The sequence below is a fragment of the Leptolyngbya sp. ST-U4 genome (assembly GCF_039962215.1).
Classification (GTDB): domain Bacteria; phylum Cyanobacteriota; class Cyanobacteriia; order Elainellales; family Elainellaceae; genus Leptolyngbya_A.
In genome coordinates this window covers 90,901-103,661 of the sequence record NZ_JAMPKZ010000001.1, presented here as the reverse complement: position 1 = coordinate 103,661, position 12,761 = coordinate 90,901, and the positions used below count along the sequence as shown (strand labels likewise).

At 50.0% G+C, this 12,761-nt stretch carries 10 protein-coding genes and 1 tRNA gene; 3 read left to right on the top strand and 8 right to left on the bottom strand.

Going from position 1 to position 12,761, the window contains the following annotated elements; genetic code table 11:
* Positions 1–131: 131 nt before the first annotated feature.
* The 7 genes from NDA02_RS00425 to NDA02_RS00395 form a co-directional block, all read right to left on the bottom strand.
* Positions 132–1,145 carry a TIGR03885 family FMN-dependent LLM class oxidoreductase gene (locus tag NDA02_RS00425; RefSeq protein WP_190794085.1) on the bottom strand — a complete coding sequence of 338 codons (1,014 nt, stop codon included), beginning with the start codon at positions 1,143–1,145 and terminating at the stop codon, positions 132–134.
* A 509-nt stretch (positions 1,146–1,654) separates the two neighbouring features.
* Positions 1,655–3,739 carry a magnesium chelatase ATPase subunit D gene (gene bchD, locus NDA02_RS00420; protein ID WP_190794084.1) on the bottom strand — a complete coding sequence of 695 codons (2,085 nt, stop codon included), beginning with the start codon at positions 3,737–3,739 and terminating at the stop codon, positions 1,655–1,657.
* A gap of 265 nt (positions 3,740–4,004) precedes the next feature.
* Positions 4,005–4,958, bottom strand: a complete 954-nt coding sequence (locus NDA02_RS00415; protein WP_190794083.1) for an asparaginase — start codon at positions 4,956–4,958, stop codon at positions 4,005–4,007.
* Between the two features lie 25 nt (positions 4,959–4,983).
* Positions 4,984–5,478 carry a CGLD27 family protein gene (locus NDA02_RS00410; RefSeq protein ID WP_190794082.1) on the bottom strand — a complete coding sequence of 165 codons (495 nt, stop codon included), beginning with the start codon at positions 5,476–5,478 and terminating at the stop codon, positions 4,984–4,986.
* A 57-nt stretch (positions 5,479–5,535) separates the two neighbouring features.
* Entirely contained in the window at positions 5,536–5,991 is a 456-nt protein-coding gene (gene rsfS, locus NDA02_RS00405; protein WP_190794081.1) for a ribosome silencing factor, read from the bottom strand.
* A 241-nt stretch (positions 5,992–6,232) separates the two neighbouring features.
* On the bottom strand, positions 6,233–6,847 hold the full coding sequence (gene yqeK / locus NDA02_RS00400; protein ID WP_190794106.1) for a bis(5'-nucleosyl)-tetraphosphatase (symmetrical) YqeK: 615 nt from the start codon (positions 6,845–6,847) through the stop codon (positions 6,233–6,235).
* Between the two features lie 115 nt (positions 6,848–6,962).
* Positions 6,963–8,300, bottom strand: coding sequence for a glycosyltransferase family 4 protein (locus NDA02_RS00395; protein ID WP_190794080.1), 1,338 nt, complete (start codon positions 8,298–8,300; stop codon positions 6,963–6,965).
* 840 nt (positions 8,301–9,140) lie between these two features.
* Here NDA02_RS00395 and NDA02_RS00390 point away from each other — a divergent pair.
* Positions 9,141–9,590, top strand: coding sequence for a hypothetical protein (locus tag NDA02_RS00390; RefSeq protein WP_348254250.1), 450 nt, complete (start codon positions 9,141–9,143; stop codon positions 9,588–9,590).
* A gap of 218 nt (positions 9,591–9,808) precedes the next feature.
* Here NDA02_RS00390 and NDA02_RS00385 read toward each other — a convergent pair.
* Positions 9,809–9,889 (bottom strand) — tRNA-Leu (locus NDA02_RS00385).
* Positions 9,890–10,121: 232 nt separating this feature from the next.
* Between NDA02_RS00385 and NDA02_RS00380 the strand changes: the two genes are divergently transcribed.
* On the top strand, positions 10,122–10,736 hold the full coding sequence (locus NDA02_RS00380) for a type II secretion system protein (protein ID WP_348249156.1): 615 nt from the start codon (positions 10,122–10,124) through the stop codon (positions 10,734–10,736).
* Between the two features lie 870 nt (positions 10,737–11,606).
* On the top strand, positions 11,607–12,683 hold the full coding sequence (fbp, locus tag NDA02_RS00375) for a class 1 fructose-bisphosphatase (RefSeq protein WP_190794077.1): 1,077 nt from the start codon (positions 11,607–11,609) through the stop codon (positions 12,681–12,683).
* The last annotated feature ends 78 nt before the right edge of the window (positions 12,684–12,761 follow it).

The following is a 12,761-nucleotide window of genomic DNA, read 5'->3' as shown; positions in this document are numbered from 1 at the left end:
CTAATTCCTGTTCCTTTCCTGACTCAATTCATCCAGGTCAAATGAAAACTTGCTGAGAAATGATTGAGAACTTGCTGAAAACTCGCTGGGAACTTGCTAAAAATCAATTCCTGCTGCAATTCACGCTGCGGTTAGCGAATGAATGTAAAAGGACGATCGCTGATTTCACCAGGAGATATCACCTGGGTTAAAGCCGGAATCACTACCCTGCCAAAATCCTCGATAAATTCCTCCTGCTGAAGATTCACGTTATGCAACAAGAGTTCGTCAAATCCTAGCTCGACATCCTGTTGTAGCCAGTCAATCTGCTGCTGAAGGTCGGCTGAAATTCGCACAAACGGATCGAGCTCATCAGGCTGCACGAGTTCGCCCATTGCATCAAATTGATCGGGCGTTTTTAGCTCGGTCAGCACTTTGCTGTCAAAGATATTATTGCGCCACTGGTCATGCGCCTGATTGCGTGCTGTTTGCTCGTCTCTGGCATAAGACAATTGCACTTTCAGCAGCATCGGTTTTCCTTCCCCGCCATTGCTGCGAAACGCTTCGATCACCTGCTGCAATTTTTCCTTTGGCTGGGAAATTGTGATTAATCCGTCTGCCCAGCCTGCAAGCCATGCCGCAGTTTTGGGTGTGATAGCTGCCCCGATGACTTTTGGCGCAATTTCGGGACGAGAATAGAGCTTCGCTTCCTCCACGGTAACAAAGCCGCGATGAGTCACCCTTTCGCCGCGCCAGAGTGCCCGCATAATATCCACGCATTCCTTCAAACGCGTATTGCGATCGTCCTTTGGAATCCACTTATCCCCGGTAATGTACTCATTCATAAGCTGACCGCTGCCCACGGTAATCCAGAACCGCTCTGGAAACATTTCCGCCAGCGTCGCGGCAGCCTGAGCAATGATCGCCGGATGATATCGCTGTCCGGGCGCATTTACAACCCGATAAGCAAGCTTGGGCGTTGCCTGCATTGCCGCCCCTAGCCACGACCAAGCAAACCCGCTCTGTGCCTGACGTTCGCTCCAGGGTGTGAAATGATCCGACGACAAAGCCAGCTGAAAGCCCGCCTGCTCTGCCATCTGCACAAAGCGCAAGAGATCGCTGGGCTTAAACTGCTCGTGAGACGCGTGATAGCCAATTTTGACCATAGCTGGTGTAGATTGCAGGTGACTTCTTGCAAAGCTTTGGGCACTCATTCGCCCAACTGCCTATCCACACTGTCCCAAGTCGATCGCTTTTCTTCCTCTCTCCAGGTAGGTAAAAGTAAAAAAAGAAGCCTGCACTCCTGATCAGAAATTTCGATTTCCTCTGATTGCCGAGAGAAAGAGGCAGGCTAAAGAGGCTTTACAAGCGTACCCTGGCGGGAACTACACTCGCAATTGGCTGTTGTGTCGCTTACATTTATTGTTTCAGTTTTGCTGTTCCCGATTGGGCGTTGCTGAATCGGGATATGGACGGTGCAAATTTAGCTTCTGCATCGCTCTCTAAATCCCCCAATGCTGGGGGACTTTGAATTCTGGTTCCCCACAAAGTTAAGGGGCTAGGGGGGCGTATCATACGCTTATTCAGCAACGCCCCCGATTGCTCCTTTCACTTCACTTTCACTTTAATTGGAGTGTAAGCCATCTTGGAGTGTAAGCCACAATGGCTGTTTCTTTTAGCGCGTTAACTCTTTCAGCGCACCCTGCGTCATGGCCGCGATCGCCTGATCAGTCGCTTTGGGCAAATGATAATACTTGCCGCCTGCCTGCTTCGCCAACTCTTTCGCAAATCCAGTGGAGACAAATTTATTCTCGGTATCAATCACCAAAAGCTGAATGCCTAGAGCGCGAATCTTACCCGCAATCCCCAGCAGTTCGGCTTTAATGTCTGGCTTTTCACCCTCTTCGATCGGTTCACCCAGCGATCGAGCTAAGGGAATATTGCCGCGACCGTCGGTAATTGCCACTAGCACCACCTGACCAATATCGCCAGACTGCCTCGCGTTTACGCCGACCCGCACTGCCTGAGTCAGCCCGTGAGCCAGAGGAGATCCGCCGCCACAGGGCATTTTCTCTAATCGCCGCTTTGCAGAGGTGATCGATCGCGTCGGAGGCAGCAGCACTTCTGCCTGTTCGCCCCGGAAGGGAATCAGCGCGACCTGATCGCGGTTTTGGTATGCCTCGGTCAGCAGGCGCATCACGGCTCCTTTTGCAGAGTTCATCCGGTTCAGTGCCATCGAGCCGGAGGCATCCACCACGAACACAATGAGCGCACCCGCTTTCCGCGCCAGTCGTTTTGCCCGCACGTCGCCCTGTTCCACGAAAACTCGCTTGCGGCTGGAATGAGCTGCTCCACTGCCAGAATTACGGCTTTGCTCAAATCGCTGTCGTCTTGCCTTTTGGTAAGGAGCCGCCGATCGCAGCGTGGCATCCACCGCAATCCGGCGTACCTGTCCTCTGGGCAGAATTGGCTTAATATAGCGTCCGCGATCGTCCGAGAAAATAATGCTGCGCGATCCAGATTTACCGCGTCGCTGCGCCATTTGGGCGAAGTACAGCACCGAGTCATCCAGAATCACGCCTTCCGGGTCAAACACAAACTCCTCCGGGACGCTGGGCGGCTCTTGCTCCGGCTCGTTGTCTTCTTCGGTTTCCTCTTCTTCGTCTTCATCCTGCTCCTGGTCTGACTGGTCTTCAGGCGGTGCAGGCGGTGGCGGGGGTGGCGGAGCTTGCTGCTGTTCTTCGGGGGGTGTTTGAACGATCGTGGCGCGGGGCACAATGACCAGTTCGACCGCTTTTCGCAGATCTTCGGCGTTTACATCGGTGCGTCCGTCAAGGGCAGCATGAGCTTTCGCAACGCGCAGGGCAAATAGTTCTGCCCGATGCCCCTGTACCCCACCGCGCACCGCCTCCGCTACCAAATAGGCAATTTGCTCTCTGGTAATTCGCACATCTTTCAGCCATTCTCGCGCCAGGATAATCTGCGTTTTTAAGTTATCGACTTCCTCGGCATACTGCTCCAGAAAAGCCTGCGGCGAATCGGCAAATTCCGTTGCCTGATCTACTGCCATCACCCGCTCGTCTAAGCCCAAGACAGCATCCGCAGACAGGGAAATCGCAATGCGATCGAGCAAATGTTCCCGCAGTTCACCTTCTTCCGGGTTGTAAGTGGCAATTAACAGCGGCTGACAGGGATGCTGAAAGCTAATGCCTTCCCGCTCAATCTGGTTGCGTCCTTCACTCAGATTCGTCAGCAGCAGATTGACAATCTGGTCGTCCAGCAAATTAATCTCGTCTACATACATCACACCCCGATGCCCTTCTGCCAGCAGTCCGGGTTGAAACACGGTTTCACCGCGCTTGATCGACTGAGCCACATCCACCGACCCAATCAGCCGATCCTCCGTCACACCGAGCGGAATCTGCACAAACGGAGCGGGAATAATTTTTGTGGATAGCTTCGCCGCGCTGCCGTTGCTGCCTTCCCCGGTAAATCTCGATCGTGTATCGTCATCCCACTCTTCCGGGCGTTCTGGGTCACAGTTGCAGCAGGAACCTTCAATTACTTCGATCGGCGGCAGTAAAGCATGAACCGCTCGCGCCATGACCGATTTTGCGGTTCCCCGGCGTCCGGCAATCACAACACCGCCTAAATGAGGGTCGATCGCCGCCAGCAGCAAAGCAAGCTTAATGGCTTCCTGACCAACAACCGCCGTCAGGGGAAAAGTGGTGAGGCTAAGCGAATTGGCAACTGCAGGCATGGCTTCCTTGTTCACAAGTCCAGTTTCTCAGCATAGCAAGGAAGTCTGCCATTCTGGAGTGAATCTGAGAGGATGTTTGCAAAGCGATTATCTCTTCGGGAACTGTGAGGCGATCGCCATAATCTAAACCATCCCCAAGCAACAACCCCTAGGAAATCCAGTTCTTCTCCCAGTTTCAAAGTCCCTCGTTTCAAAGTCCCTCAAATTTGGGGGGATTTAGAGGGCAATGTAGACCCTAGAACCTCTGCCACTTCTCAAACCTTCTTTAAATCAGCGCAAGCTCTCCCACCACTTCCAGCCGCTTAAAATTGCCTAACGCCATGAAACTCTCGGTTAGCGTTTCGGCGATCGATGGGCTCAGCCAGCCCATTTGCCGCAGCAAATGAATTGCCACTGCATATTTCGCCCGCTTCGCGCCATCCATTACTTTGATTGCCAGCCCTAAACCTTCGCCGACTCGCGCCACACATTGAATGCCCTCTGCCCCTGCTTTGCTGACAAGCTCTCCCTCGGTCAGGCGCATGAGTTCGGTGTCAAACTGCCCCTCGCCTGCCACCATCAGCGGATGATGGGTCATCGCCCGAATAATTCGCTCCATGTCCAGGTTATCGCCAGAAGCAAGCTGAGCATAAAGCGTCGCCATTTGGCTGAGCTGCATAAAGTAGGTTGGTGCACCACAGTCGTCATGGGCTCCAATAAACTCATCCGGCGGCATTTTCAGTAAATCTGCAATTTTGCTTAGCATTAGCTGCTGTACTGGATGATTGCGCTGAGTATAGCCACCAAGCGGATAGCCCATCTGACGGCAAACTGCCAGCATTCCGGCGTGTTTCCCGGAGCAGTTGTGTTGAAGGGCACTGCGTTTCCCCGAAGGAATCGGGCACTGAAGCGCAGATGGCTCAATATCGGCTCGCCACAGAATGTTAAATGCCTGCCTTGCCTGCTCCACCGTGCCCTGATGAGAGCTGCAAATAATTGCCAGATCGCGATCGTCCAGCCCAAATCGATCGAGCGTTCCCGTTGTTGTCACTGCCAATGCCTGAAATGGCTTCAGAGCCGATCGCACAAAGGATGCCGTTTCTGCGTTTCCCGCTGCTGACAGCACCCGTCCGCGATGGTCTGCCACGACTGCCTGAACACGATGCACCGATTCCACAATGCCTTCGCGCAGTAGCCGCACTTCAATCTGAGCCGTCTGGGTGCGTTTTCCTCTTGTCATGCTATTCAGTCCGCTCGTAAAAACCCTATGGAATGTTCCAAAGAACAATTCCCCCTAAAAACAGTAGCGCAATTACGCTAAAGGTGCGCTTCAGTCGGGTCAGGATGGACTGGATCTGATACGTCACAATCAGTTGATCGCGCTGCTGAACCTCCTCCGGCTTCATCCAGACCTGCCCATCGTACCAGCCAGACTCCTCATAGAAAACCGTTGCCTGCGACAAGCGACTGCAGACGTAAATCCAGCCCAAATAAAGCCGCACCAGTGCCAAACTTGGCAGCACCATTGCCCCCAGTGCCCCACTCAAGCCAAAGTGGAACCAGTCTTTGCTGATCGGAAAGCTAGCCGCCGCCACCGGAGCCGATACTAGCCAGCTCAGCATCCAGAGGATAATCAGGGGCTTTATATAAGCCCATAAATCAAGCGTTGCCCAACCAAAAAACCAGGACTCTTTCAAATCCTGGTATTCATTAATGGGCTGCTGCTCCGCAGGCACAGGACAAACCGGAGAAGATCGCATGGCAGAGGATGACACAAGATAAGAAGCGGCTGTGTCTTTACTTTAACGAATCTCTAGTCAAGTAGATAAGGAAACGCGATCGGCGTGTCCCCAAAATGCTTCCAGGCTGTAAAACTCGCGCTCTTTCGGCAGGAAGATATGGGCAATCACATCGCCATAGTCCATCAGCACCCAGCTTCCCTCGCCAAAGCCTTCAACGCGCAGCGGCAGCTGCTGCCATTGAGTTTCAACTTTGTCCTCGATTGCACGAGCTATCGCACGCACCTGCACGTTAGAAAAGCCCGTCGCGATCACAAAATAATCTGCCACGTATGAAACGTCAGACACCTGGAGAACGGTAATATCGCCACCTTTACGATCGTCCATTGCTTCTGCAATCGTCATGGCAAGCTGACGGCTTTCGTTATCGCTGCGAGATTGGGGCGTACCGAGGCGAAAGTCTTCAGCCGGATCAGTGTGATTCGAGTCAGAGGATTGGTTTGCGTTGGTCTGAATTGGTGAAAAATTTGTCATTCAGAATTGAATACTCCTGATAAATTGGCAACGAAGTTAAGAGGGCTAACTCGATTGGACTGAGAATGATTGGGAAAGGTTGACCTGCGGTTTCTAGATGCCGAGAGTAACCTACCCCGAAGTGAGCAAAACGGAAGTGAACAGTGCGTAACAAAGGCTTTGTCAGCAGATTAGCGAAATTTACCGAAGCTGAAAATAGACCTACAGCAGAAGTTCATCCCGGAGCCGCAGCACAAACAAATCAAGAACCGACAGGCAGCGGCTTTGAGGCCTCCGTAAATTTTTGCTGCGATTTTGTTTGCTGGAGAAACCAGTTCCGCGTCAACAGGGCACGGGGATGAATTAAGCGCTGCGTTTGGATCAGGAATTGCACTGAGGCATCGCAATTAAGCCAAACCGCCTGAGCCAGATTTTGCTGAGCAACCTGACGCAGATGATTGAGCTCTAGTGTATCCCCCCGCCCCGGCTCCAGACTGTCTGCCAAATAGACAATGCAGCTCAGACTGTTCATGCCCGGGCTGCCCAGCGTATGGTTTGCAATTGCACCGAGAATTTCCGCATCCTGAACGCCAAATTCCTCTCTTGCCACGATCGCACCAATCTCTGCATGCAGCAGGTGAGGGTTGGCTTCATCAACCGGATCAAGTGGTAAACTTGCCCGTCGAGCTATTTCCAGCAGCCGAGCAGGTTTGAAATACTTTGCCAGGTCGTGCATCAATCCTGATAGAGCTGCTTTTTCGACATCAACCCGATGAACCCTTGCCAGGTCGATCGCCATCTGCTCCACGCGCAGAATATGCTCAATTCGGGATTTAGGCACGTTTTCTTTCAGCCAAGCCAGCACTTGCTGACGCAGAGATAGGGATTGTTTCATGCAGGGGCAGCGTTTCGTGAAACTGCTTTCGTCGCTTGATTTGAGTTATCCTTTGATACTCTTTAATGTTAACGCAGCGATCGAAAGTCCGCCCGCATTATTCTAGGGTCATAGGCTGTACAGATTGAGGTGTAACAGGGGAAATTGCTTGCGTTCTGGGAGTTGGGAACAGCAGGGCAGGAAAACGGACTTTCCATCCTGGCTTAGAAGAAGTCGTTACATCGTGGAACAGCGATTCATAGCGGCTGAGTGCTTTCTCGAAGGAGTAGTGCTGCATAGCGTAGTGTCTGCCCTGTTGCCCTAATGCAGTCGCTCTCTCACGATCGTCGTACAGCGTGAGAAGGGCATCTGCCATCAAGTTAGGTTCTTCAGGGGCAACGACAAGCCCGCCACCACTTTGCAAAATTGCTTTTGCTGCTGTTCCGGTCAGGGGTACAGAAGCGATGATCGGACGACCGCTTGCTAGCAGTACTTGAATCTTAGACGGCATATTGAACGAAACGACCTGCTGTTTTTGCACGACAAGTCCTACATCTGCTGCTGCCAGCATTTCTGGCAATTGCTCCCTTGGCTGAAACGGCAGCAGCAGCACATTTTTTGCACCATACTCATCGCAAACCTGACGCAGGTTCTGCAAAGCGCCAGGTTCTCCCACAATCACAAAAGTAATATCGGGTAAGTAAGACAACTGAGCGGCTGCCCGAATGACTGTTTCTAGTCCTTGGGTCAAGGCAATATTGCCGGAGTACATCACCACAAATTTGTCTTCTAATCCGTGAGTACGGCGAAACTCGTTTTGTTCCTTTGACAAAGGACGAATAAAGTTAACATCCACCCAGTTTGGAATGCAGCGAATTTTACTGGGATGAATGCCTTTATCCATTAAGTTCTCGGTAAATCCTTCCGTAATCACGCTGATCGTATGAGCAGTTCGGTAGGCAAATTTTTCAAGCTGCTCAAATACGCGAATTGCCAGTTTGTTTTTGATCAGTCCTACATGAACGGCAGCTTCAGGCAAAATGTCCTGCAAGTTGAGGACGATTGGACAGCCGTAAATAGCCCCTAACAACGCCGCCGACACCGACACTGGAAGCGGTGGAACCGTCAGCAGAATTACATCAGGTCGCCAACCGCGCAATGCCTGAAATAGACTGGTCACCACAAAGCTTCCATCCAGCAGCATTCGGGTCAATAAACCGGGCTTAGGACGAATCCAGACGGTGCTGCGCTGAATTTTAACTCCGTTGCGCTCCTCCGTAGTAAACCATTTGCCGCGATATTCTGGGTAGATTTGACGCTGCGGATAGTTCGGCATTCCAGTGACAACCCGTACTTCATGCCCCCGCTTGACCAGCCCTTCTGCCAACTCGGTCATCAGTGGTGCAATACCAATCGGCTCAGGATGATAGTTGTAGGAGTAAATCAAAATTCGCATTATTTGCCAAACTCCAGAATGAAGCACAAAAACCAAGCAAGCTGGATGAACTCTTTTTCAAACTGCCAGCAATGACGCAACAAATTTGCCTAAGCAAAAACTGCCTAGATCTGCAAAATCTTTGAGTGCAATAAATTGGGGCTGATAAGCTCGACGAAATGAGAATCAGAAGGGGCTATGCTGACATCTCATCGTTGAAACTGAGTTGAATCGATTGATTTCTTTTCTAGATGTATTCGGTTGAGAAGTAATTTGGCTACCGTGTTCTCACGGCATTGGTTTTACTGCATAAAAGCAGGCTGGCAATTTGATAAATGTGTAAGCTCAACCAGACAGCCTCAGTTAATTTACGGAGGGTTAGCTAAAGCTTTAACTTCTAGAACAACCGCTTTTATGGAATTCTCCAATGAATTCTCACAGGTTTCGCATTGCTGATTCCTGCTTACAGGGAAAGACTTTAAAGCAACCCGAAAAATCCTAACTATCATTCCACCCTTCAAGCAAGAAATACAGCAACGAATAGCCGATCGTTACTGGAAAAAGGAAAAAACTATCGGTTAGCTGAGGGCTTTTTACTCGATCGAAATAGATTTTGAATGATTGTCATTGCCCACAGACGTTGATTGTTTAGCGATACGTTGTGCTTTTGTAAGTTATTGCTTTAGCAGAGCTATGGTAATGTACTGCTCTGAATAGGAACGGTTTCTGCATTCGTACTGTCGATTAGTTTGAATATGAGAACTTAAAATAGAGCAGCTTTTTAAATTCAGTACTTTTTCTCGAACGGCTTCAACAGTACAGCCTTTTTCGATCTAGTTTAAAAACAACAGTAACAGCAGTGTGCGTACCGGTAAGTGGGCACCCGCTAAACTACAGGGAGAAGCGAACACCTCCAATTACCTAGTGGCATTTCAAGGCGACAAGGTGACGATCGATGTTGAAAAGACCCTGAACTATTCCGGGAGCAATTGGGATGCAATTAGCAGCGGAAACATCTTCTCGTTTTACATGAATGACAGGCTGATTCAGTCTTTTTCAACCGCAGATGTTAATCCTGTTGCCCTCGTTTCAGCAGCGCAACACGAGGGAGAGGGCAAGGGCTTCGTTCACTTTTATTCCACGAGCAATGCTGATAACTTTAACAGGATTGTGATTGAGCAAAACGATGGTAGCGGCTTTGAGAGCGATAACCATAGCTTCCATGCAGGAACCGGTAAATTCGCTCCTACGCTTGTTCCTGAACCAAGCATTGTGCTTGGACTGGCAACAATAGGCAGCACACTACGCTAAAGCGCAGAAATTCAAAGCACAATCCAGCATAAACCTGGAAAAACTTCAGCTATCTTAGCGATGTCTTTAAGACATTCAAACGCCGCCTCACGAGATGAAGCGGCGTCTTTAGGTAGTTATAGAGGCTAGCCATTTGCCTAGCTTTTTCCGCCAGGAACCTTGCCTGCGTCATTGGCAACCGGCATCCAAAGACTATTCAGAACTAGCATCTTCCAAAATGCGGATGGCGAGACTCGAACTCGCAAGGCAAAGCCACACGCCCCTCAAACGTGCGCGTATACCAATTCCGCCACATCCGCATGAGCTAATAGGGTGGATCGAGGTTGAGCTGTTTCCACTCCAAGAAATAAGCATACTCGATTTTGTGACTAATCTGCACTTTTTTTGAACGAAATTTGCTTTGCAGATTTTCAGATGCCTCCTGATTCTGTTAAAAGCTAAATTTGTCAAGATTTCCTCAATTCGGGAGAAATATCCTGCGTATGGGCATATTGAAGCTGGTTGTAAATTGGGTTAACCAGGGGCAATCGGATGCAGGACAAACAGCAGGGCAAGGCATGGACTTTCCGTTTTGCCAATAGAGCCAGACGGCACTACGGTGATGGCAATCGTTTTGCAGGTAGTCTGGCTAAACCAGATAAACGAGGCTTTACCCTGGTCGAGATGCTCATTGCGATTAGCATTGCTGGGATACTGGTTGCGATCGCTGCTCCAAGCTGGATTCAATGGCGCGATACACAGCGAATTACAGCAGCTCAAGATCAGGCACTGCAGGTGATGAGACAGGCTCAGCGAAAGGCAATGTCCTCGAAACTGGCGTGGCGGGTTAGCTTTCGAGAAGTGGATCGGGCGGCAGAGTGGGCAATTCATCCTGCAACGGCTACACCAACCGCCTCTCATTGGCAACCCTTCCCGGCTGGTGTTCAGATTGACACGATGGAAACCACATTAGCGCGACGGGGTGGAGTCTATCGGGTCGAGTTCACCTATCGGGGGCATATTAATCCCCCTTTGGGTCGTATTACGTTTATGGCAGCAGGGGGCAGCCGGGCGAAGCGGTGTGTGGTGGTCTCGACCATTTTAGGGACGATGCGAAAGGCGAGGGACAATCGGACCGCGGATCAGGGGGGACGGTATTGTTACTAGGAGAAGCAAAACTCAGCACGTCAGGTTAAGCAGTTGACGGAATGTTCAGTGGAAACTACTGAGGCTTGATCCCTGCATGACTTCTACTTTCAATCGCATCTTTAGATCATGATTTTTGTTTTGACTCTGATTTTGATGAATTAGGCGATCGCCCTTTTGTTTAGAGGAGCGATCGTTTTGCTAGAAGGGCCAGATTTATGCACAACGAATAGGCTGAGAGGATATTTGAGAAGTCATCATGATGGCTCGAACTACCTCCTGTCAGTCGATACCGAGGGAAACCTCGCTCACTTTAAGAGATTCAAAGTCTCCGAATGTTGACCGATTTAGGGGGCGATGTATGAAATTGAGCACTTTTTAAGCATTCTCTTAGATTTGTTTGATATTTATTTGATATTTAACTGATAATCTTCAAAGGTTAAGTAGCATTCTAAAAAGCAGTGAAGCATTTTGAGCTTACTGCCGTTTGTCAAGATAATTACATTTCGTTGTGGCCTACTATTGTTTCCTGATTAACCATTTTAGATTCAGCTTACTGTTCGGCTATCCCTACTTCATTGATCAGTTTTGGGCAAGCAAGGGGTCTTGGTTGTGTATCTGGCTTTGTTTATCCGATTCTTCTCTATCTTTAGAATGAGAGCCGAATCACTTCTGCGTACTTCTTAAGAATTTGCAGTAGTTCGTTTACATTTGCTCATGGTTTTCTGTTCAGGTTTTTGATCCGCATTTCTGTATTTCACCTAAAGTTAAGCCACGTTCTGGAAATGCCTTCTTAAGATAGAAGATAAAGGGCTGCCCGATCTGTTCATAGTGAAGGAGAAGTATTTCTCCCAATTTCGTTTTCCTTAATCTTCGTTAAAAGGAAAGAATATGGTTGATTTTGAGCAACCCTTAAATCTGGAACATGAATACTTGCTCGATCGGGACTGCACGACCCTTTCGCGTCATGTTCTTCAGCAGCTTCACAGTTTTTCAGCCGACGCGCAGGATTTGAGTGCGCTCATGAGCCGGATTGCCCTGGCAGGTAAGCTGATTGCTCGTCGCCTGACGCGGGCGGGACTGGTGGAGGATGCACTAGGGTTTACGGGACGCACGAATGTGCAGGGCGAATCCGTTAAAAAAATGGATGTATTCGCCAATCAGGTATTTATCTCGGTGTTTGAGCAAAGCGGACTGGTATGCCGTCTGGCTTCTGAAGAAATGGAGAAGCCGTATTACATTCCCGAAAACTGTCCGTTGGGACGCTACACGCTGCTCTATGACCCGATCGACGGTTCCTCAAATGTAGATATTAACTTGAACGTGGGATCGATCTTTTCGATTCGGCGACAGCAAGGCGAAGACCAGGACGGCACGGCGGCAGATTTGCTTCGGCATGGACACGACCAAATTGCCGCAGGCTATATCCTTTATGGTCCCAGTACAATGCTGGTTTACTCGATCGGTAAAGGAGTTCATGCCTTTACGCTTGATCCCAGCCTGGGCGAGTTCATTTTGTCGAGTGAGAATATCCAGATTCCTACCCATGGTCCGGTCTACAGCGTGAACGAAGGCAACTTCTGGCAGTGGAGCGAGCCGATTCGGGACTATATTCGCTATGTGCATCGGCATGAGGGTTACACTGCACGCTATAGCGGCGCGCTGGTGGGTGATATTCACCGAATTCTGTTTCAGGGCGGCGTGTTCCTATATCCGGGAACGGTGAAAAAGCCGGAAGGAAAACTGCGATTGCTTTATGAATCGGCTCCCTTGGCTTATCTGGTTGAACAGGCAGGAGGGAAAGCCAGTACCGGAACGCAGGACATTATGGACGTGATCCCCGATCACCTTCATACCCGAACGCCTTTGATTCTGGGTAGCCGAGAAGATGTGGAGCTGGTTGAGTCGTTTATCGCCGATCGTCGGAGGCAAACCGAGGAACAGACGGTCTTGACCTCGAAGGGTTGACTACAAAAGGCTGAGTCCAAAGGCTGATTCTGTTCATTTAAATTCACTTTTATCGTGTAGAGAGCAAGTAAGGAGCAA